Annotated in this window: 20 protein-coding genes; 12 read left to right on the forward strand and 8 right to left on the reverse strand. The window is 69.9% G+C overall.

Annotated features, from left to right (window positions below):
* The 3 genes from H0X00_RS04605 to H0X00_RS04610 form a co-directional block, all read left to right on the forward strand.
* A partial coding sequence (locus H0X00_RS04605) for a Clp protease N-terminal domain-containing protein (RefSeq protein ID WP_293767585.1) occupies positions 1 to 311 on the forward strand: 311 nt, incomplete at its 5' end.
* Positions 312 to 889: 578 nt separating this feature from the next.
* Complete coding sequence (locus tag H0X00_RS23655; protein ID WP_367186431.1) at positions 890 to 1,276, forward strand: DUF5615 family PIN-like protein; 387 nt, start codon at positions 890 to 892, stop codon at positions 1,274 to 1,276.
* Between the two features lie 556 nt (positions 1,277 to 1,832).
* On the forward strand, positions 1,833 to 5,261 hold the full coding sequence (locus H0X00_RS04610; RefSeq protein WP_293767586.1) for a PAS domain S-box protein: 3,429 nt from the start codon (positions 1,833 to 1,835) through the stop codon (positions 5,259 to 5,261).
* Between the two features lie 78 nt (positions 5,262 to 5,339).
* On the opposite strand, the gene H0X00_RS04615 is transcribed toward H0X00_RS04610, so the two are convergent.
* The 4 genes from H0X00_RS04615 to H0X00_RS04630 all read right to left on the reverse strand — a co-directional run bounded on the left by H0X00_RS04615 (position 5,340) and on the right by H0X00_RS04630 (position 8,553).
* Positions 5,340 to 6,137 (reverse strand): GAF and ANTAR domain-containing protein, encoded by a 798-nt coding sequence (locus tag H0X00_RS04615; protein ID WP_293767587.1) that lies wholly within the window; start codon positions 6,135 to 6,137, stop codon positions 5,340 to 5,342.
* A 124-nt stretch (positions 6,138 to 6,261) separates the two neighbouring features.
* Positions 6,262 to 6,921 carry a GAF and ANTAR domain-containing protein gene (locus tag H0X00_RS04620; protein WP_293767588.1) on the reverse strand — a complete coding sequence of 220 codons (660 nt, stop codon included), beginning with the start codon at positions 6,919 to 6,921 and terminating at the stop codon, positions 6,262 to 6,264.
* A gap of 281 nt (positions 6,922 to 7,202) precedes the next feature.
* Entirely contained in the window at positions 7,203 to 7,841 is a 639-nt protein-coding gene (locus tag H0X00_RS04625; protein WP_293767589.1) for a cytochrome b/b6 domain-containing protein, read from the reverse strand.
* Positions 7,825 to 8,553, reverse strand: coding sequence for a molybdopterin-dependent oxidoreductase (locus tag H0X00_RS04630; protein WP_293767590.1), 729 nt, complete (start codon positions 8,551 to 8,553; stop codon positions 7,825 to 7,827). Before H0X00_RS04630 ends, H0X00_RS04625 begins: the two co-directional genes overlap by 17 nt.
* A gap of 29 nt (positions 8,554 to 8,582) precedes the next feature.
* On the opposite strand from H0X00_RS04630, the gene H0X00_RS04635 reads away from it, so the two are divergent.
* From H0X00_RS04635 to H0X00_RS04650, 4 genes are all read left to right on the forward strand, one after another.
* The gene (locus H0X00_RS04635) at positions 8,583 to 8,837 is read left to right on the forward strand and encodes a hypothetical protein (protein ID WP_293767591.1); all 255 of its coding nucleotides are present in this window, start codon (positions 8,583 to 8,585) and stop codon (positions 8,835 to 8,837) included.
* A complete protein-coding gene (locus H0X00_RS04640) occupies positions 8,834 to 10,060 on the forward strand; it encodes a phosphodiester glycosidase family protein (protein WP_293767593.1) in 1,227 nt (408 codons plus the stop codon). Before H0X00_RS04635 ends, H0X00_RS04640 begins: the two co-directional genes overlap by 4 nt.
* A 134-nt stretch (positions 10,061 to 10,194) precedes the next feature.
* Positions 10,195 to 11,574, forward strand: coding sequence for a phosphodiester glycosidase family protein (locus tag H0X00_RS04645; RefSeq protein ID WP_293767594.1), 1,380 nt, complete (start codon positions 10,195 to 10,197; stop codon positions 11,572 to 11,574).
* 101 nt (positions 11,575 to 11,675) lie between these two features.
* Positions 11,676 to 12,953 (forward strand): phosphodiester glycosidase family protein, encoded by a 1,278-nt coding sequence (locus H0X00_RS04650; RefSeq protein ID WP_293767595.1) that lies wholly within the window; start codon positions 11,676 to 11,678, stop codon positions 12,951 to 12,953.
* A 13-nt stretch (positions 12,954 to 12,966) separates the two neighbouring features.
* On the opposite strand, the gene H0X00_RS04655 is transcribed toward H0X00_RS04650, so the two are convergent.
* Positions 12,967 to 13,701, reverse strand: a complete 735-nt coding sequence (locus tag H0X00_RS04655) for a M14 family zinc carboxypeptidase (RefSeq protein ID WP_293767596.1) — start codon at positions 13,699 to 13,701, stop codon at positions 12,967 to 12,969.
* Between the two features lie 124 nt (positions 13,702 to 13,825).
* Complete coding sequence (locus tag H0X00_RS04660) at positions 13,826 to 14,077, reverse strand: hypothetical protein (protein ID WP_293767597.1); 252 nt, start codon at positions 14,075 to 14,077, stop codon at positions 13,826 to 13,828.
* A 476-nt stretch (positions 14,078 to 14,553) separates the two neighbouring features.
* Here H0X00_RS04660 and H0X00_RS04665 point away from each other — a divergent pair, with 476 nt between their 5' ends.
* The 3 genes from H0X00_RS04665 to H0X00_RS04675 all read left to right on the forward strand — a co-directional run bounded on the left by H0X00_RS04665 (position 14,554) and on the right by H0X00_RS04675 (position 16,769).
* Entirely contained in the window at positions 14,554 to 15,243 is a 690-nt protein-coding gene (locus H0X00_RS04665; RefSeq protein ID WP_293767598.1) for a hypothetical protein, read from the forward strand.
* A 232-nt stretch (positions 15,244 to 15,475) separates the two neighbouring features.
* Positions 15,476 to 16,291 carry a hypothetical protein gene (locus H0X00_RS04670; RefSeq protein WP_293767599.1) on the forward strand — a complete coding sequence of 272 codons (816 nt, stop codon included), beginning with the start codon at positions 15,476 to 15,478 and terminating at the stop codon, positions 16,289 to 16,291.
* 88 nt (positions 16,292 to 16,379) lie between these two features.
* Positions 16,380 to 16,769, forward strand: coding sequence for a limonene-1,2-epoxide hydrolase family protein (locus H0X00_RS04675; protein ID WP_293767600.1), 390 nt, complete (start codon positions 16,380 to 16,382; stop codon positions 16,767 to 16,769).
* A 62-nt stretch (positions 16,770 to 16,831) separates the two neighbouring features.
* Here the strand turns inward: H0X00_RS04675 and map are convergent, their stop codons facing one another.
* Complete coding sequence (map, locus tag H0X00_RS04680; protein WP_293767601.1) at positions 16,832 to 17,701, reverse strand: type I methionyl aminopeptidase; 870 nt, start codon at positions 17,699 to 17,701, stop codon at positions 16,832 to 16,834.
* 22 nt (positions 17,702 to 17,723) lie between these two features.
* Between map and H0X00_RS04685 the strand changes: the two genes are divergently transcribed.
* Complete coding sequence (locus H0X00_RS04685) at positions 17,724 to 18,527, forward strand: helical backbone metal receptor (RefSeq protein WP_293767602.1); 804 nt, start codon at positions 17,724 to 17,726, stop codon at positions 18,525 to 18,527.
* A gap of 12 nt (positions 18,528 to 18,539) precedes the next feature.
* On the opposite strand, the gene panB is transcribed toward H0X00_RS04685, so the two are convergent.
* Positions 18,540 to 19,430 carry a 3-methyl-2-oxobutanoate hydroxymethyltransferase gene (gene panB / locus H0X00_RS04690; protein ID WP_367186430.1) on the reverse strand — a complete coding sequence of 297 codons (891 nt, stop codon included), beginning with the start codon at positions 19,428 to 19,430 and terminating at the stop codon, positions 18,540 to 18,542.
* Positions 19,431 to 19,581: 151 nt separating this feature from the next.
* Here panB and H0X00_RS04695 point away from each other — a divergent pair, with 151 nt between their 5' ends.
* Positions 19,582 to 20,010: a Crp/Fnr family transcriptional regulator gene (locus tag H0X00_RS04695; RefSeq protein ID WP_293767604.1), complete on the forward strand. Its 429-nt coding sequence runs from the start codon at positions 19,582 to 19,584 to the stop codon at positions 20,008 to 20,010.
* Positions 20,011 to 20,016: the final 6 nt, after the last annotated feature.

Genomic DNA, 20,016 nt, shown 5'->3' on the forward strand with positions numbered 1-20,016 from the left:
GCCGGGCCGGCCGGTGGCGGAGGCGCCGTCGCGGCTGCGGCCCGGCGGGGCGTTGGGATCAACCGGCAGGGCACCGCTGCCAACCGGTCGGGCACATTCCGTTCACCGCCCGTGCCCGTGCCAAACGGGCGCTGGAGCGGTCCCTGCGCGAGGCGCAGGCACTAGGCGACCAGCACATCGGCGTCGAGCATGTGGTGCTCGGGCTGCTCGACCCCGCGGGCAACCTCGCGGTCGAACTGCTGTACCGCCTCGGCGTCCAGCCGGACGTCGTTCGTGCCGCCGTGCTCGCCGGACGGGGCCGAGCCGCATGACCGGCTCCGGTGTGCCTGCCACGCTGTTCGAGTTCGCCGGGGGCGAGCCCGCGTTTCTCGCGCTGGCAGCGGCACCCACGCGCGGTGCCTGCAGGACGCGGGACTGAACCACCCGTTCTCCCATCCCGGGCACTGTCCCCAGCACGTCGAACGGCTCGCCGCCTACGGGGCCGAGGTCATGGGTGGACCACCCGGTACTCGCAGTCGTGCGGGGACCACTCCTCGGTGTTGTCCCTGCACGCCGGCAACGGAGACATGGGCGATCTGGGCCGTCAATTCATCGAGTGCTTCGTCCGCGCCGCCGATGACGCCGGACTTCCAGCCGAGCCCGAGTTCCGCGCCGCGCTGCGCGCCTACATGCAATGGGCGGTCGAGGAAGTGCTGTCCTACCACTCGAAGACGATCACGTGCCCGCAGGCCTGCCCCTGCCGCGCTGGTCCTGGTACGGCCTGCAACGTGGAACGGCATCGACCTGAACGGATGCGACCCACGCAAGGAGAAGGGCTCTCGGCCCCAACCACGGCCCGTTGACCGTCCGTCGTTCCTCAGCCCGAAAACCCGTACCGGCCAAGATCATCTTGGTTTGCCGCTGGCGACACGTTCAGGCGTACTGGGCCCTGTACGAAGCCGACGACGTTGAGATCCTGGAGTTCGCAGCGCGAGAGCTGCGCATCATCATCAGTTCAGACACCGACTTCGGCTCGTTGCTCGCCGCCAGCCGATCGCCGAGACCGTCGGTCGTGTTGACCCGGGACGTGTCCACCATGCCGACCGCTGAGCTCGCGGGCCTGCTGCTCGCAAACCCCCTGCCGTGGCCGAGCGGCTGTCGGCAGGAGCAATTGTCGCGGTCACGCCGTTCGGGATCCGGGTCCGGGAACTGCCGCTGCCTTAGCCCACCTGTGGCCACCGAGAAGCGGTCGCGACGCCGTGAACGCCGGGCTCGGGAATCTCTGACGGCCCAGTGACGGCCCAGCACCCCTATGGATAACACCAACCCGCAGGTCAGAGCCCTAATCTGACATACCGTCACAGAATCCGGCTTACAGGCCGGCTCGTCGTCGCCCCCTTATCCACAGGGCACCCTAGGTGTCCGAGAGGCCCTTTGACCTCGAGAAATAGCTTTCCGTAGCGGCGTGACTGGGCCCCGGCAGCTCGCTGGGTGCGGGCGAGGCGGTAGCGGACCCGTTTGCCGGCGAGGGCGGCCGCGGTCCCGAGGCCGATGAGCAGGTGCGATTTGCCGGTGCCGGGGTCCCCGGGAGGTCAGCGACAGGCCTGACATCTCCCGCCTGCAGGTCCCCGCCAGGGACCTTCTTCCCAACGGCCGGGGGCTTAGGTCCCTGATCAGCTGCAGATGCTCAACCTCCCCCTCCGCTCGGACGATCAGTCTCACGCTGAGGGGCAGCCGTTCGCCGCAACTCGATCTGGCGGCTCCTCCGGAGCCGGCAACAGCCGGGGACCTCGGCCCCTACCGGCACACCTCCGGCTGGGTGTCAGCTCGTGAACGACGGAGGAGTGGGAGACGTGCCGGTGGACGCGCGTGCCGATGCCTTGGCGGCCCTCGCCGGCGCTGGCGACAACCCGTTCATGCGCTCGTTTCCGCAGGGAGCTGTGTTCACCTGGGATCACGACCTGCGTTACCTCTCGTCAGGTGGGCAGGGGCTCGCCGATGTTGGGTTGTCGCGAGAGATGCTCGAGGGGCGCACGATTTTCGAGGTGTTTCCGGCCGAAACAGCCTCTGCGATCGAACCGCTGTACCGGGCCGCGCTTCGCGGCGAGTCGACGACCATCGACGTGCCGTACGCGGGCCGCGTCTATTCCCAGCGCCTTTCCCCAGTCCTTGATCGCGACGGGAGCATCGTGGCGGGCATGGGGTTCACCCAGGACGTCACTGGGGTCCGCGCAGCGGAGACGGCGCTTCGCGAGGCCGAGGAGCGAGCCCGGCTCGGCTTCGAGAACGCGCCGATCGGGCAAGCGCTCGTGGAATTGGACGGCCGCTGGCGTCAAGTCAACTCGGCCCTCACCCGGCTGATCGGCTACACCGAGTCCGAGTTGTTTGGCATGACCTTCCAGGACATCACCCACCCGGATGACCTCGACGCCGACCTCGCGCAGGTCGAACAGCTCGTAGCCGGGACGATCGACTCCTATCAGATGGAGAAGCGCTACTTCACCGCCACCGGAGCCACGGTCTGGGTGCTGCTGGCCGCCAGTTTGGTGCGAAGCGCGGACGACAGCCCCCTGTACTTCATCTCGCAGATCCAGGACATCACCGAACGCAAACACACGGAGCAGGCCTTGCGGGCCGGGGAGGAGAAGCTGCGCCTGCTGGTGGACAGCACCCCCGACTACGCGATCTTCATGCTGGACCCGGACGGGCTAATCGCGAGCTGGAACGCGGGGGCGCAGCGGTTGAAGGGCTTCACCGAGGCCGATGTGCTCGGGCAGCACTTCTCGATCCTCTACCCCGAGGAGCGACGCGCGGCCGGCCATCCGCAGCGGGAGCTGGAGATCGCCCGCGCGGAGGGCCGTCACGAGGAGGAGGGGTGGCGGGTCCGCAAGGACGGCTCAGTGTTCTGGGCAGATGTGGTGATCACCGCCGCCTACGGCGAGGACGGTGAGCTGCGGGGCTTCAGCAAGGTGGTCCGCGACCGGAGCGAACACAAGAAGAGCGAGGCCAAGTTCGAGGGCCTGCTCGAGGCGGCGCCGGACGCGATGCTCGGCGTGGACGCCGACGGGCTGATCCAGCTGGCCAACACCCAGGCGGAACGGTTGTTCGGGTACCCGCGGGCGGAGCTGCTGGGCCGGCCGATCGCGATCCTCGTGCCGGACGGTGTCCGAGACGCTGACCTCCACCACGGGAGGGGTGATCCCACCGATCCCCAGGTGCGTTCGATGGGTACGGGGATCGAGCTGTCTGCCCGGCGCAAGGACGGCAGCGAGTTCCCGTCCGAGATCTCGCTGTCCTCGATCGAGGGGGAGGACGGCCTTCTGGTCATGGCCGCGGTCCGCGACGTCACCGAACGCAGGGCCTTCGAGGTGGAGGTCGCCCGCGCTCGGGACGTCGCGGAGAACGCGGCGAGCTCGCGGCAGGGTTTCCTGGCGAACATGAGTCACGAGATCCGGACTCCGATGAACGCCGTCATCGGGATGACGAGCCTGCTGCTCGACACCGCCCTGGACAGCCGCCAGCGCGACTACGTCGAGACCGTCCGGACCAGCGGTGAGCACCTGCTCACGATCATCAACGACATCCTCGACTACGCCAAGATCGACGCCGGGAAGATGGTGCTCGAGGAGTTGCCGTTCGGGGTGCGCAACTGGCTCCAGGACACCCTCGATCTCATCACTGCCCAAGCTCACGAGAAGGGCTTGGAGGTTGTCTGCGATGTCGCGCCGGAGGTCCCCGCCGCGATAGTCGGCGACCCTTCGCGGCTGCGCCAGATCCTGGTCAACCTGCTGTCCAACGCGGTGAAGTTCACTGCCCGCGGCGAAATCGTCGTGACCGTGACGGTCGACGCGGCGGATACCGACCGAATCTGGTTACGGGTCGTGGTCGCCGACACCGGCATCGGGCTCGCCATGGATCGGGTCGAGCGGTTGTTCGACCCGTTCACCCAGGCGGACAGCACCACCACCCGCCTGCATGGCGGGACGGGCCTCGGCCTGGCGATCAGCCGGAACCTCGCGCTCAGCATGGGCGGCTCGATCACGGTGGACTCCACCCTCGGCGCCGGAACCGCGGTCACCCTCACCTTCCCTGCCGCCACCAGCGACGTGGTCGAGCCGACGGCGACGGCGGGCCTGGCGGGCCACCGGATTCTCGTCGTGGACGACAACGCGACGAACCGCCGAATTCTGCAGAGCTGGGCGCTGAACCACCAGATGGGGTACGAATCGGCCGAAGACGCCGCGCACGCATTGCGGGTGCTCGAGAGTGACCAGAACTTCTCCTTCGCCATCATCGACCACACGATGCCGGGGATGGACGGTGTCGAACTGGGAGCGCTGCTCAAGACCCGCGTACCCGCCGCCCGCCTGATCCTGCTGTCGTCGGCTCCTGACGCCTGCGAGACCGCGGGCCGCGGCGTCTTCGACGCCGTCATGTCGAAGCCGGCCAAGCAGGAAAGGCTGTTTGACCTGATGGCCACCCTGCTCAGCACCGGGCAGGTGCCCGACCAGCGGACCCGCCCCCCGCTCTCCGTGTTCGACCTGTCCCAGGAGCCCGGCCACCTGGCGATCCTGGTGGTGGATGACTCAGCGGTGAACCAGAAAGTGGCCCAACTCCTCCTGGCCCGGTTCGGCTTTCGTGCCGAGGTGGTTGCCAGCGGGTCCGAGGCCGTCGCGGCGCTGGAACACCGCGACTACGACCTTGTTCTGATGGATGTTCAGATGCCGGAGATGGACGGACTGGAAGCGACCCGCCTGATCCGCGCCCGCTGGCCCGCTCGGCCACTGCAGATCGTCGCAATGACGGCGAACGTGGCGCCGGAGAACATCCGCGCCTGCCGGGAGGCAGGCATGGACAGCTTTCTGGGGAAACCGATCCTGGTGGAGCCGCTGGCCAAGATGCTTCGGGTCTCGCTCACCGCACTGCCCCCGGCACCGCAGGCCCGCCCGCTCCTCGACGCGAGCGCGGTCGATCGACTGTGCGCCCAGATCGGCGTCGACGCCGTCCGACAGGTCGCGGGCATGTTCCTCGCCGCCCTGGAGGAGGGATTTCCCGTGTTGTTCGACGGCTGCCGCGACCGCGACCGGGAGCTGCTCGCACGCACCGCTCACCGCCTCAAGGGCAGCGCGGGCAACCTCGGCGTGCAGAACCTGACCGACCTGCTCGACGAGCTCGAGCACGAGGTAGTCGCGGCGGACTGGCCCCAACTGGAAGGCCTGGTCACTCGCATCCAGGCACAGGGCGGACCAACCCGCGACCGGCTGCTCGCCCAGCTCGACTGATGGGGCCTCTTCGCCCGAGGCGCTGCTGATTTCCCGTCAGTCCCGCGGGGGAGGGCAGTTCCGGCGCAGACCTCGCCGTCAACTCGAGGGCGGAGAATTCCGGTGGTCCGGCCCGGTGGGAGTGGGGCGGTCGGTGGCGGGCGCGGCGGTCCAGGCGTGTGGGTCGATGCTGCCGTCGATGGTGGCTCGAGCGACGTCGGTGAGCCGGGTGTTGTGGTGGCGGGAGTAGGCCCGTAGCCGGGCGAAGGACTCGGCCATGTCGATCCCGGCCCGTTCGAAGATCACGCCCTTGGCCTGTTCGATGATGATCCGGCTGGTCAGGGCCTGGGTGAGTTGTTCGTTGATCCGCTGGGTCTCGGAGCCGGCGCGCTGTTGCAGGACGGTCATGGTGGCCAGGTCCGCGAACGCGCGGGCCACGAGGACGTCGGCCTCGGCCATCGGGACCTGCCCGTCGCTGAACAGGTTCAGGGCGCCGATGGTCGTGTCCCGGATCCGTAGTGGCAACGCGAAGGCGGCCTGGAAGCCTGCTTCGAGGGCGACGGTGGCGAACCGTGGCCAACGCCCGGTTCCTGCGTGCAGGTTCTCGTGGGCGACCCGTTCACCGGTGCGGAAGGCGTCCAGGCACGGGCCCTCCTTGGCCTGCAGTTCGAAGAGCTCAACGATCCGCATCGCCTCCGAGGAGGACGCGATCAGGCGCAGGTCCCCGTTCGGGTCGGCGAGCATCACCCCCGCCGCGGAGATACCGAGCAGGCTCACACACCGATCCGACACGCGGGTCAGGAGGTCGACCACGTCGTAGTCGTTGGTGAGGACGTCGGCCAACTCGACCAGGGACCTCACGATGTCCGATTCCCGGCTCAGCTCAACCTCGGCCATGCCAGTACCTCTCCCTTGCCGTGTCCGCCCGGCCCATGACTTGCGCTCCCGCCCGGGCGCCGAAACCCGGGACGTCCTGCCAGTGTGCGCCCTCGACCCCGCAATTGGTACCGGGCCGGGCGCATCAGAACCGCAGCTTTCGCGCCACGACGTCCTGGGCCACCTCGAGCAGGGAACGGTTGTTGGCGAACGCATACGCGCGCAGGCGGATGAGCGCCTCGGTGACGCTGACGTCGAGCTGGACCGACACGGCGCCGGCGGCGTTGTGCACCAGGAAGTAGAAATCGCCGCCGTGATCGATTGCGTCGGCCAACATCCCGGGAGCTGCGGCGCCCTGCACGTCCAGTACCCAGGTCGCGATCACCTGGGCCATCACCAAGGCGTCGGCGTGCTGGGCATCGCTCAACGGGCCCGGGGAGTCCCGGTACAGGTTGAGCGCGCCGATGCGGGCCGCACCCACCGTCACCGGGAAGCCGAAAATCGCCCGCACACCTTCCGGGACCGCCCGGGCGGTGAAGGCGAGCCACCGGGGCTCCTGCGGGTCGGCCAGATCGGGTTCTGACACGACCCGGCCCTTTTGATGGGCGTCCACGCACGGGCCTTCCCCCAGCGTGAACTGCAGTTCCTCGATCAGGTTACTCACCTCGCCGCTGGTGCAGAGCGAACCCGCGGGCAGGTCACCGGACATCAGCATGACCCCAGCCCCGGACATCCCGACCGCATCCCGCGCGGCCTGGCACAGCCGCGCCGAGGACTCCGCGCCGCCGCTCGACAGCTCGGCCAAGATTTGGGCGAGCCTGTCGGGCTCCACTTAGCCACCGCCAAGGTGAACCCGCATGGGGACGAAACCGTCCGCGCCGCGAAGGGTGCCCGCCACCGCCACTCCCTTGATCGACTCCCCGGCATTGGCCACACGACCACCCGGGACGTCACCAAAGGTCCGGAGCGGCGTCACCCCCCACGCTACCCCCACCGCGACGAACCAGGCGCCCGCCGGGGCTCTGGACCGCGACGAGGTGCTGGGCATGACCAGCGAGCAGGTCGTTGACGCCTGGACCGACTTCATCACTCGCCAGCGCTGACTGCCTTCTCCGACGGCCCGGCGACCTCCTCGGCCCAGGCGCCGTGCTCGCTGCGCGCCCAGGCCAGCGGAACCGATCCGGTGCGCATCGCCCGCAGCGCGACCGGGCTGCGCACGGCGTACAGCGTGTGCCCGCACACCAACAGCCCGAGCCCGAGGGCGAACCAGTCGTGGGTGAAGGTCGCTCCACTGCGCCAGGCGAGCGGCGTCCATTGCGTGAAGTACATGACCGACCCGGTGAGCAGCAGCACAGCGAGCGCGCCCGCGCTGAGTGCGGCGTTGACCTTCTGCCCGGCGTTGAACTTCCCGACCGGAATGCGCCCGTCGCGACGGTTCCGCGAACGCAGCCACCGCCAGTCGTGCGGGTCGAACCGGTTCAGCAGGTGCAGGTCGCGCCGGTGGGCGGCCGACGCGAGGCCGAGCAGCAGCGGGACCGGCAGCGCGAATCCGCACCACACGTGTACGGCACGCACCGTGTGCCGGTTCCCGATCAGGTTCGACAAAGAGCCGTTGTAGAGCACGGCGGCGGTCAGGATGCAGGCCAGCGTCAGCGTCCCGGCCGTGGCATGCACCCAGCGCGATGTCGGGCCGAAACGGAGCACCCCCTCAGCTGGTCGCGTCATCGTCGCGCCCGTTCGAATCCCCGACCCACGCGTCGATGTCGTAGCCGCGGCGTTCCCAGTAGCCCGGAACCACCTCGGCGGTGAGCTCGATCCCGCCCAGCCACTTGAGGCTCTTGTAGCCGTACATCGGCGCGACGAAGAGCCGCACCGGCCCGCCGTGGTAGCGGCTGACGGGTCCGCCGAGCAGTGAGGTCGCCACCAGCACGTCGGGGCGGCGGGCCTGCTCCAGCGTCAGGCTCTCGCTGTACACGCCGTCGAAGGAGGTGAAGCGGACCGCGGTTGCCTCCGGTGCCGGCCCGGCCGCGTCGAGCAGGTCAGAAAGGCGTACGCCGCGCCACGGCACCTCGGGCACCCGCCAGCCGGTCACGCACTGGAAGTCGCGCACCAGCTCGGTCTGCGGCATCGACTGCAGGTCCGCGAAAGTCAGTCCGCCCGGCCGCGCGACTAGGCCGCTCACCTCGAGCCGGTAGTCCTCGGCCCGGCGTTTCGGAGCGTGGGAGGCGACGGAGTAGAAGCGGAAGGTGTTGCCGACAGGGAACAGCGAGGAGAGTCCGGTCGGGTCGTTGCTCTGGATCGGAGCCAGCACCCGGATCAGCCCGTCCTGCACCTTCGAGCCCGCGACCACGCCCAGGGCTCCCAGTCCGAACAGCCCCAACGCGACCCGGCGCCCGATCGGGGCGCCGGTCACCGGTTCGTGGGAGTCGAGGGCCATCTCGCCAGGCTAGGCGGGCTCGGTGGCCTGTGCGGCCCCGCGATTCTTACGATCCGCGTTCCACGCGGGCGCCCGGCCGAGCTTCAGTTCCGCTCCTCCCCGCCGTCGCCTTCGACGGCGGCAACTCCACCACCCTGCTGGTCCGCAAGAAGGCCGGCGGCCCGTTGATCCGACTGGACCGCCGCGGCTCGGAGTACCAGCGTCCGATCACCGATGCGGTCGCCTTCGACCTGCGCCTGATGACCTTCAGTTGTCGCGCGCCTGGGCCGAAAGTCCTGACGTGACTCTTCGCCGCCGCACGATCCCCGCGCTCGCCGCCGCCCTCGCCTTCCCGACCGCGGTTCTCGCCGCGGCGCCGGCCGATGCCGGCTCGTGCAAGGCACCGACCGGGATCCTGCGGACGAACCCGGACAAGACGATGAACCTCCCGGGCGGGGCGTCGGTGCGGATCTGGGACACCGGCAACCTCAAGGCGAACATCAAAGAGGTGCGGATCGTCGCGGTGCGGATCCCGGCCGGCAGCCTGATCCCGCGGGCGGTCACGTCCTCGAGTCTGTCGAAGGCGGCGACGCCGCAGTCTCAGGCGAAGGGCAACGATCGCGCAGTCGTCGTCATCAACGGCGGCGTGTTCGACCCGAGCGGCGCGTCGATCCCGGTCCGCTCGCAGGTCATCGACGGCACCGTGCGCAAGGGCACCAGCGGCAGTGACCAGGGCCTTGCGCTCTACGAGGACACCCGCACCGCGCAGTGGACGCTGCACAAGACCACGGGGACGGTGGGGAGCGAGCACGGTAGCCGCGACGTCGGCGCAGTCAACTGGCAGACGCTCGCTGCCCGCGGCGTCAGCGTGTACACGCGCGCCTGGGGCCCCTCCGCCCACCCGGCCGGAAGCCGCACCGTCGTGGTCAAGGGCGGCAGGGTGACCAAGGTGCTCAAGGGCAACGCCGGGTCCCGCCGTCCGGGCGGCGGCGAGTCCTTCCTGACGGCGCGCAGCAGGAGCGACTCCGACTGGGTCGGCAGCCTCAGGCAAGGCGAGGCCGTCACCGTGCGCACCGAGCAGTCCGGCTACCTGGGGTTCCTCGCCAAGCATCCGGCAATCGGCACCCCGGACAGCGTGCTCGGGGTCAGTTCGGCTCTGGTGCGCTCCGGTCAGAACCGTGCCGGCTGCGGTTCGCGCGACGAGACGCTGCGGCCGCGCTCGGGCCTGCTGTGGCTGCCGAACGGCGACCTCATCGTCGCCGCCGTCGCGGGCCGCCCGAATGCCGCCGCCGGGGGCGCGACCGCGCACCAGTGGGGCGAGTACATGAAGCAGCTCGGCGCGGTGCACGCGGTCAATCTCGACGGCGGCAGCTCGACCACGCTGCTGGTGCGCCAGCGGGTCGGCGGCCCGCCTGATCCGCCTCGACCGCGCCGGCGGCTTCCAGCGATCGGTGCCCGACGCGCTCACCTTCCTCGCGCCCTACTAGGACATTGGGGCGAGACCGGTCCTCGCATTCCCACGAGTTGATCAAGTAAACCCCAGAACGCCCATGAAACCTCGCCGCGATTCCCACACTCAGCGGCGGGGGATCGGTGCGAGCCAGCGCACCGACGAGCCGATGCGGGTGGGGGGTCTGCATGGGCAAGGGCGCAAGTCGGTCGATGGCACCAACGGTGGCCGCGGGTGCGGCGCTGACACTCATCGGCGCCTACGGGGCGACCACGATGGGTTCGTCCCAGGCCTCCGACTCGGTCGAGCTCCAGGCCGAGCACCTGCGCGCCCTGCCGATCCTGCGGGATGACGCCACGGTCGTCGGCGCGATGCTCGCCGGCCTCTCGGAGCGGACCGCGGAGAAGTCCGTCGCTCAGCAGGTCGCCGCCGAGATCGCGCCGCCGCAGGCCACCACCACGTCCCGCAACAAGGGCATCCCGGCGAACTGCCGGCCCGCCACCGGGCTGCTCAAGAACGACCCGTCCCGCGAGTTCGACCTGCCGGGTGGGGCGTCGGTGCAGATCTGGGACACCGGATCGCGCGCGAACCCGATGGACGAGGCGCGTCTGGTCGCGGTCCGCATTCCGAAGGGCACGCTCACCCCGTCCGTGCTCACCTCGTCCTCGGCGCTGGGCTCGCTGGCCACGCCCTCGAAGCTGGCCGACGACCACGGCAAGGCCGTCGTCGTCATCAACGGCGGGGTCTACGACACCGGCACCGCGATTCCGACCGGTGCCATGGGCGTCGACGGCAGGGCGCGCAAGGCGGACAGCCTGGGCAGCCGGGCGATCGCGATCTATGACGGGCTCAAGTCCGCCGTCGTCGCCCGCACCGGGCTGACCGGCCTGGTGTCCTCCAGCCGCGGCGACGCGCCGATCTCCGCGATCAACTGGGAGGAGCTCTCCTGGGAGGGCATCACCGCCTACACCCGAAGCTGGAACGCGAGTCGCCACCCGGCCGGGCCGCGCACCGCTGTCGTCCGCGACGGCAAGGTCCGGGCGATCCTGTCCAAGGCAGCCGGCGCGCGTCGCCCCGGTTCCGGCGAGACCTTCCTGACCGTCCCCGGTGGGAGCAAGTACTTCGGCGCGCTGAAGGCGCTGCGCGTCGGCGACGCCGTCACCATGCACACCGAGGTCGAGAGCGTCCGGGAGGACCACGCCGACCGCCCGGAGCTGAAGAAGCCGACGGCGGTCATGGGCGTCAGCGCCGCGTTGGTCCGCTACGGGCGGGTCACTGCGCCATGCAGTTCGCGGGACAACCAGCTCCGCCCGCGCTCGGCGATGGCCTGGACCGCCGACGGCGACATGCTCGTGGTCACCATCGCGGGCGGCGCGCTGATCGGTGGCAGCCGTTACGGCGGCGCCTCGGCCTACGGCTGGGGTCAGTACCTCCAGCAGCTCGGCGCGGTCTCCGCGGTGAACCTGGACGGCGGGGGCTCGACCGCCCTGCTGGTCCGCCGCGAGGTGGGGGGTTCGCTGAACCGGATCGACACCAACGACAGCGCCAGGCAGCGCCCGGTGGCCAACGCGCTCGCCTTCAAGACCGACTGACCCGACCCTGGGCTTCGACTGGCAATTCGTGTCGATGGCCCGAAAATCCCCCCGTTCCGCCGACCAGGGACGATCATGGTCCGCGGGAGGGGGGACCCGTCTTGGATGTTCGACTGCAACTGACTTTGAAGAAGGGCCTGACGCCGGCCGTCGCGGCTGCGCTGGTCTGCGGCGTTCTGGCCGCCGGCGCCGACGTCACCCCGGCCGCGGCAGCCACCTGCCGGATCCCGAGCACCCTGGTGCTGGAGCCGCCGAAGCGCGCCTTCGAGCTGCCCGGTGGCGCCCAGGTGCAGGTCTGGGACACCGGCAACCGCAAGCAGGACATCCTCGAGCAGCGCTTCGTCGCGATCCGGATCCCCAAGGGGACGCTGATCCCGCGCGCCGAGATGGCGCCCACGCTGAGCCAGAAGACGACGCCTCAGGCCCAGGCCGGCTCGGAGCCGCGCGCGGTCGTCGTCATCAACGGCGCCGTCTTCGACCCCTCCGGTGCGGCGATCCCGCGCCGCAGCCAGATCGCCGACGGGGTGACCCGCAAGGGGGACAGCGTCACCGACCAGGGCCTGGCGCTCTACGAGGACACCCGCCGCGCCGAGTTGGCCGTGCACAACATGACCGGCGAGATCTTCTCGGTGCAGGGGACGATTCCGCTCGGCGCGCTGAACTGGCAGCGGCTCTCTGCCGCCGGCGTCACCGCCTACACCCGCGACTGGGGCGCCTCGTTCCACCCCACCGGCAGCCGCACGATCGTGCTGAAGAACGGTGTGGTGTCGAGAATCCTCACCAAGAAGAACGACGGCAAGAAGCGGCCGAAGGACGGCGAGACCTTCCTGACCGCGCCGAACGGCAGCGAGCACACCGCGGCGCTGAAGCTGCTGGCCATCGGTGAGCCCGTCACCGTCACCACCGACCAGACCGGCGTGCTGCCGCGGGTGGCCGGCCAGCCTCCGCTGGGCACTCCGGACAGCCTGATCGGGGTCAGCTCGGCGATCGTGCGCCGCGGCAAGAACTTCGCCAGCTGCAACAGCCGGGACAACAACCTGCGCCCGCGCAGTGCGATCGCGTGGACGGCCGACGGTGACCTGATCGTCGCTGCGGTCTCCGGCCGGTCCAACAAGAACCACCGGCGCTCAGGTGGCGCCAGCGCGCACCAGTGGGGGGAGTACCTCCTTCACCTGGGCGCGGTGAACGCGATCAACCTCGACGGCGGGAGCTCGACCACCCTGCTCGTGCGCCGTCAGGTCGGCGGCCCGCTGCGCCGGCTCGACCGGGACGACAAGGACTCCCAGGCGCGGGTCGCGGACTCCCTGACCTTCCTCGCGCCCACTGGCCCACTGATCCTGCCGCCGGCCCCGACGCCGACCCCGACCCCCACGCCTTAGGTCGAGCGGCCCCTCAGGCGAAGCGGCCGCCGACCGCGGCCAGCAGGCCACGCACCGCGGTCTGCTTCAGGTAGGTACGCGACGGGCTACGTCCGAACTCGACGGTGATCGCCTCGCCGTCGTGGGTGGTGTTGAACCAGCCGGTGAGCGTGCCGTGGCACGGCCCGCCGCAGTCGACGTCACGCCGGGGCAGCTGGAGCTCCCGGCTCAACGCCCGGGCCAGGTCGGGGTCCTTGGACACGCTGGTGTCGACCACGCCGAACGGCTGGTGCAGGGAGACCACGACGTCCGGATCGATGCGGTCCAGGAACCGCATCAGCGCGCGCGTCTCCGGTTCCGAGGCCGCCGATCGGCCGGCCCCGGTCACCGAGCGGCTCCAGTTCTGAGGAAAATTCCGGTTCAGGTCGACCCGGCGGGCGTTGGAACGCCGTTCGGAAGCCGCTCCGTCGAGGTTGAGCACCGGAATCACCCACAGATTCACCCCGACGACCGACCTGCGGCCGTCGCGCAGCGTCCGTAGGGTGCGGGCCGGCGCCCGTTCGGTGCCGTGCATCACCCCGATCAGGACGACGGTCCGCTCCGCCTTGGCGTCGCCGAGGCGGAAGGCCTGGATGTCCCGGCCGTTCACGGTGTGCCCGATGGTGCGGACCTCGCGCACCGCGTCCGCGGCGGCGCTGGGCATCAACCCTGGGACGGCCAGCGCCAGGCACCCGGCGCTGATGAGGGAGCCGGCGGCGATGAGCTTCATGAGCGCCAGCCTGCCTCAGACGAACGAGGACCGGGGGTTAAACCCGACCGGCCCGTCGCAGCGAGAGCTGCGCCGGCCGGTCGGGACGTTCCTACCGCGGGGTGCACCGCGGGACGCTCGCGGTTCAGGCCCAGGTCGAGCCGTTGGTCTCCGCGGCGGACCTGGGCTGCGGGGCCTCGGCATCGGCGTCGGCGGGAGCCGGCACGAAGTGGATGACCTCGCCGCCGTTGATCGAGTACTCCGCGGCGATGTTGAAGTCCGCGTACTCGGCCACGAAGGCCTCCAGCGCCGCGTCGTGGACGTCGCCGTCGGTGCTGTCGATGACCAGCTCGACGCCATTCTCGACCGGGTAGACGAACCAGTTCTGACCGCTCATGTCCTGCTCCTTGTGGCCTGTTTTCCGCGGCCCCCCCGCGAAGTTGGCCCTCTGACCTCAATCCGGCCCCGCCGGTTTCGCTCCCGGCCCAAGTTGAGACGTTCGTTGACCAGGCATCGACCGAACGGCTGAGCCCGTCCGGATGAACCTGGACACTTCCCGCGTCTCGATCGCGGGTCGTCAGGGGTGGATTTGACCGGGACCGGGGTCGGGGGACCGGGACCAAGATGGACCGGCCGGTCGCCCGGTTGCTTCCGATTGGCGGCGGCGGCATTGGGCGGGTATTCGGGACGAACCAGACATTTCCCCGAAGCAGGCATCAGCCGTTCGGTCAAGACCTGTCCATCGACCCGCGCGTCGCGATCGACGTGCAGTGTCATGTGAACCAAGCCAGGCAGAGCTGCGTCGTAGTGGCACACGAATGATCAAGCTCGCCGGCCCGTGAGGCCACGAACCAGCGGAAGGAACGACCCGCCATGACCGCCACCGACCTCCGGGCGCAGCAGTCTCCGTATGCGCGTCCCGAGGCACCCGTCGCCAAGAAGCGGCGTGCGTACCGCCTCGACAAGTCCGCGGCTTACGTGGGCGGCATCGCTCTCGGGTGCGCGGTCGTCCCGATGCTGCGTTGGGCGGCGATCGGCTTCGGTACCGCGGCGCTGCTGATGGGCATCACCTCCCTCGGCTCACCGAAGCGCAAGGGCGCCAAGCGGGAGACCGCCTGGATCGCGATCGCGCTGGCGATCCTCGCCGCGTTCGGCATGGTCGCCTCGCAGACCGTCTTCAGCGCGGTCGGCGCCGAGAAGCCGGCCCCGGTGGTCAACGCCGCCCCGCCGGCGGAGGTCCAGGCGCTGACCACCGAGCAGGTGCTCGGCAGCCAGGCCAAGGTCGAGATCGGCAAGGTCTACAGCGAGCTGGAGGGCTCCGGGGTCAAGCAGACCTCGCTGGCGCTGACGATCACCAACATCGGCGGCAAGACGCTCTCGTTCGACATGGAGATCCAGGCCCTGGACGCCAAGGGCAAGGTCATCACCTCCGACACCCTGTTCGTCCCGACGCTCAGCGACGGCAAGTCCGCCACTGTCCGGGTGTTCAACCTGCTCGGCTCGGACATGGCCTCGGCCCTGTCCACCGCCACGTTCAAGGTCGTCAAGGCGAGCTCGTACTAAGCCGAACACCTGGATGGGCGCCGGCGCAGCGGGCCGCCCCGAGTGGATCAACCGTAGGCAGGGCGCCCGATCGCGGATTACGATCGGTCACGGAGCCGCGGCTGTTCGGTCAAATTGGCCCAAGTCCCTGTGCGCGAACCGCGTAAGGGGAGCAGGCTGGTCCTCTGCGCCAACGGTGGGGACCGCGAAGCGCTCAGCAAGAAGTGCGTCTGGGGGAAGGACCGCGCTCACCATGTTCAGCTCAGGTAAGGGCAACACCACGGAGTCCGGTCGGGACATTCCGGAATGGATGCTGCCCGAGCAGCAGAGCCGCGCCTGGTATGGGCGTAAGCGCAAGCCGGCCTACCCCAAGGCGACCCCCAAGGGCAGCTACGACCGCTACAAGGGCTACGACGCCTTCGACGAGGACGACGAGGTCGAGGACGCGCCCCGCGAGGGCATGGACATGCCGGTCGCGATCCTCGTGCTCGGCATCGTGGCCCTGGCCCTCTCCGTAGTCCCGCTGATCCAGTACGTCGGCGTGTTGTTCGCGATCGCCGCCGTGGTGCTCGCCACCCGCGAGTTCGCCCGCATGGACCCCGCATCGCGCATCCGGCTCAAGGGCAAGGACGTCCGCGACCAGCGGTTCTGCCGGATCGGCCGCGTGCTGGCCATCCTGGCCGTCGTCTCGGTCGTCGCCTCCACGATCTGGGGCATCAAGCAGGACCGGGACAACCGGATCAAGGCCAGCGGCGACGGCACCGGCCTGGTGCTGCAGCAGGACCTCAAGGTCGGTTTCGGCGTCTTCGAGGTCGGGGCCGACGCGGTCGGCGCCGAAACCCGCCGCCTGCCGGTCACCTTCGAGAACAAGTCCGGTGGCACCAAGTCCTGCGAAGCGCAGGTAGAGGCCATCGTCGATGGCCGCCGGGTGGCCAGCCAGACCCTGTTCGCGCCCAAGCTCAAGGGCGGCGAGGAGCGTCCGCTCGAGGCCTTCGGCTACGTCGACTCCGAGACCACGCAGCAGCTGAAGACCGCGACCTTCCGCATCGCCACCGCCAAGTGCGAGTAGTAGGTACCCCCCTGCTCTCGAAAACCCTGCTCGCCTAGGGTCGGATCAGCCGTGCCTACGGTTACCCGACCCGGAGCAGGAGCCTGACATGACCGACCCGATCGACGCTGTCCATCGATTCTTCGACGGACTGAACGCTTCATCCCTCGAGGAAGCGGCCAAGAACCTCGTCGCCAACGTGACCGAGGACTTCGTCTGGCAGAACACCGGCCTGCCGACCATGAACGGTGCCGAGGCAGCGGCCGCGTTCCTGCTCAGCTTCGGTGACGCCATGCCCATGGTCGGGGTGACGGTCGACTTCATCGCGATCGCGGCGGCAGGCAACGTGGTTGTGACCGAGCGCGTGGACCACATGGTCGACGCCGCCGGGAACAAGCTGCTCTCGCTGCCCCTGGCGGGTACCTTCGAGGTGGCGGAGGACGGTCGGATCTCGGCCTGGCGTGACTACTTCGACCCGCGTCCGCTCCTGGGCCCCTGACCGCCCATCCTGACGAACCCTCAGCTCGACGTCCGGCCCCAACCGCGGGGCCGGAGCCATGTCTACGGCAGGGTGAGGATCTCGGCGCCGGAGTCGGTGACCAGCAGCGTGTGCTCGAACTGGGCCGAGCGCTTGCGGTCCTTGGTGACGACGGTCCAGTCGTCGTCCCAGATGTCGTAAGTCTCCGTGCCGAGCGAGAGCATCGGCTCGATGGTGAAGGTCATGCCGGGTTCCATCAGCGTCGCGTAGTGCTCGGTGTCGTAGTGCGGGATGACCAGCCCGGAGTGGAACGCCGTGCCGATGCCGTGGCCGGTGAAGTCGCGGATGACGCCGTAGCCGAAGCGCTTGGCGTAGGACTCGATGACGCGGCCGATGACGTTGATCGGCCGGCCCGGCTTGACCGCGTTGATCGCCCGGCGCAGGGCCTCTTCGGTGCGCTCGACCAGCAGGCGCGACTCCTCGTCGACCTCGCCGACCAGGTAGGTGGCGTCGGTGTCGCCGTGCACGCCACCGATGTAGGCGGTGATGTCGATGTTGCAGATGTCGCCGTCGACGAGTTCACGCGAGTCCGGGATGCCGTGGCAGATGACCTCGTTGACCGAGGTGCACAGCGACTTCGGGAAGTGCCGGTAGCCCAGCGTGGAGGGGTAGGCGTCGTGGTCGCAGAGGAATCCGTGCCCGATGCGGTCGAGCTCGTCGGTGGTGATGCCGGGGCGGATGTGCGAGGCGACCTCGACCAGGGCCTGGGCGCCGATCCGGCCGGCGATCCGCATCTTCTCGATCGTCTCGGCGTCCTTGACCTCGCTGCCGACGAACGGGTCCGGCGCCGCCTTGCCCACGTAGTGCGGGCGCGGGATGTGCTCCGGGACGGGACGCAGCGGGGAGACCGTGCCCGGGAGCACGGAGGGAGCGAGAGCGGTGCGTGAAGCCATAGCTGGCAGTCTAAGCGGCGAGATGAGCGGGGGAGCTGTGCGCGACGACACCGGGCTGGAGGTGGCCGTTCCGGCCGCCGTGCGGAGGATCGTCTCGCTGGTGCCCTCGCTGACCGAGGCGATCGGGCAGACCGCTCCGGACCTGCTGGTCGGGGTCACCGACTGGTGCACCCACCCGCCCGCGCTCGCCTGTGAACGGATCCGGGGCACCAAGAATCCGGATCTGGACGCGGTGGTGGCCCTCGCGCCCGACCTGGTGCTGGCCGCGGTGGAGGAGAACCGGCGCCCGGACCTGGACGAGTTGCGCGCCCGCGGGTTGGCGGTCTGGGTCTGCGACATCCGGGACGTGGATTCCGCGCTCACCTCGCTGGGCCGGCTGTTGGCGGTCTGCGGGCTGGGCCGGCCCTCCTGGCTGGCGGCTGCCGAGCGGTCCTGGGCCGAGCCGGCGCCTGAGGTGCGCCGGAAGGTCGCGGTGCCGATCTGGCGCAAGCCCTGGATGGTGGCCGGCGCCGACACCTTCACCACGGCGATGCTCGCCAAGCTCGGCCTGGACAACGTCTACGACGACCCGCCCGCGGACGAGTTCGAGCGCTACCCGAAAACGACGGTGGACGAGGTGCGCGAGCGCGGCGCCGAGTTGGTCGTCCTGCCCGACGAGCCGTACACCTTCACCGCCCTGGACGGACCGGAAGCCTTCCCCAGCCTGGACGTCGCGCTGGTGTCCGGCCGACTGCTGACCTGGTACGGCCCCTCGATGGCGACCGCCCGGGCCGAACTCACCGCGCAACTGGCGGCGGCCCGGCCCGGGGAGGCCTGGGCAAGCTGATGGGCCGGCCAGCTAGTGGTAGCTGTGTTCGTGGGTCGGGAAGGTGCCGGCCACGACGTCGGCGGCGTAGGCCTTGGCGGCCTCGGTGAGGACCCCGCGCATGTCGGCGTAGCGCTTCACGAAGCGCGGGATCTGTCCGTCCCGCAGCCCCACCATGTCCTGCCAGACCAGCACCTGGGCGTCGCAGTCCGGGCCGGCGCCGATGCCGATGGTCGGGATCTTCAGCTCCGCCGTGACCCGCTTGGACACCTCGGCCGGGACCATTTCCAGCACGACGGCGAACGCACCAGCTTCCTGCACGGCGTGCGCGTCGGCGAGCACCTGCTCGGCGGCCGCGCCGCGGCCCTGCACCCGGTACCCACCGAGGCCGTGCTCGCTCTGCGGGGTGAACCCGATGTGCGCCATCACCGGCACGCCGGCGTCGACGATCGCCTTGATCTGCGCGGCGACCCGCACCCCGCCTTCAAGCTTGACCGCGTGCGCGCCGCCTTCCTTCATGAAGCGGATCGCCGTCTCCAGCGCCTGCTGGGGCGAGACCTGGTACGACCCGAACGGCAGGTCACCGACGACCAGGGCCCGCCGGCTGGCGGTGACGACGGCGCGGACGAGGGGAAGCAGTTCGTTGACGGTCACCGGCACCGTCGTCTCGTAGCCGTAGACGTTGTTCGCGGCGCTGTCCCCGACGAGCAGGACCGGGATGCCGGCCGCGTCGAAGATCTCCGCGGTGTACATGTCGTACGCGGTCAGCATCGGCCAGCGTTCGCCGCGGTCCTTCATCGCGTGCAGGGCCGGGACCCGGATCCGTTTGGCGGGTGGAAGGTTGCCGTAGACCGGTGCGGTTTCGGTGGCCGTCGCGGATTCTGACGGACCGTTTGCCGCAGGCGCAGTGGGGGAGCTCATCATTGACTCCTAGGGGGGCTGTCTCGAGGCCTCCCGATGAGGTCCCCGGACGCCTCCCAGGGTAGCCCGCGCCGATGAGCACAAGTACTCACGGCCGCGGGGCCGAGTGCGCAGCGGGGGACCCCGCCTCGAGTGCGCTGCCGAGCTGACCGCGATGGGAACCCGTCGCGGCTACCCGGCGGGCGCGATCCTGTTCATGGAGGGCGACGTCGCGCACGAGGCCGTCGTCCTGCTCGAGGGCGACCTCAAGGTCGTCGTCGGCTCCGCCGACGGACGCGACGTCGTGCTCGATGTGTTCGGCCCCGGCGAGCTGGTCGGGGAGTGGTCGGTGATCGACGGCAAGACCCGCTCGGCCACCGTCACTGCGCTCTCCGACGTCGAGGTGCTTTCGCTGCCGGCCGCACCGTTCCGTGCTTTCCTGGACCGCCACCCAGAGGTGCGCGAGGGTCTGCTGCTGGACACCATCGGCCGCCTGCGCGCGCAGGTCCGCACCAGCTCGAATTCGGTGCCGGTGACGCGCTGGGCCGCCCCCGACATCACCGTGCACGACCTCGACCGCCTGCGTTGCCGCGCCACTCACTGACGCACC

The sequence above is a fragment of the Sporichthya sp. genome, from assembly GCF_013815995.1.
Taxonomy (GTDB): Bacteria; Actinomycetota; Actinomycetes; order Sporichthyales; family Sporichthyaceae; genus Sporichthya.

Excerpts from the sequence above, each read along its gene's own strand:
- H0X00_RS04625 (WP_293767589.1), bottom strand. The coding sequence starts at position 7,841 with ATGACGCGACCAGCTGAGGGGGTGCTCCGTTTCGGCCCGACATCGCGC.
- H0X00_RS04645 (WP_293767594.1), top strand. The coding sequence starts at position 10,195 with ATGGCACCAACGGTGGCCGCGGGTGCGGCGCTGACACTCATCGGCGCC.
- panB (WP_367186430.1), bottom strand. The coding sequence starts at position 19,430 with ATGATGAGCTCCCCCACTGCGCCTGCGGCAAACGGTCCGTCAGAATCC.
- H0X00_RS04665 (WP_293767598.1), top strand. The coding sequence starts at position 14,554 with ATGACCGCCACCGACCTCCGGGCGCAGCAGTCTCCGTATGCGCGTCCC.
- H0X00_RS04655 (WP_293767596.1), bottom strand. The coding sequence starts at position 13,701 with ATGAAGCTCATCGCCGCCGGCTCCCTCATCAGCGCCGGGTGCCTGGCG.
- H0X00_RS04670 (WP_293767599.1), top strand. The coding sequence starts at position 15,476 with ATGTTCAGCTCAGGTAAGGGCAACACCACGGAGTCCGGTCGGGACATT.
- H0X00_RS04675 (WP_293767600.1), top strand. The coding sequence starts at position 16,380 with ATGACCGACCCGATCGACGCTGTCCATCGATTCTTCGACGGACTGAAC.
- H0X00_RS04695 (WP_293767604.1), top strand. The coding sequence starts at position 19,582 with ATGGGAACCCGTCGCGGCTACCCGGCGGGCGCGATCCTGTTCATGGAG.
- H0X00_RS04630 (WP_293767590.1), bottom strand. The coding sequence starts at position 8,553 with ATGGCCCTCGACTCCCACGAACCGGTGACCGGCGCCCCGATCGGGCGC.
- H0X00_RS04685 (WP_293767602.1), top strand. The coding sequence starts at position 17,724 with ATGAGCGGGGGAGCTGTGCGCGACGACACCGGGCTGGAGGTGGCCGTT.
- H0X00_RS04615 (WP_293767587.1), bottom strand. The coding sequence starts at position 6,137 with ATGGCCGAGGTTGAGCTGAGCCGGGAATCGGACATCGTGAGGTCCCTG.
- H0X00_RS04660 (WP_293767597.1), bottom strand. The coding sequence starts at position 14,077 with ATGAGCGGTCAGAACTGGTTCGTCTACCCGGTCGAGAATGGCGTCGAG.
- map (WP_293767601.1), bottom strand. The coding sequence starts at position 17,701 with ATGGCTTCACGCACCGCTCTCGCTCCCTCCGTGCTCCCGGGCACGGTC.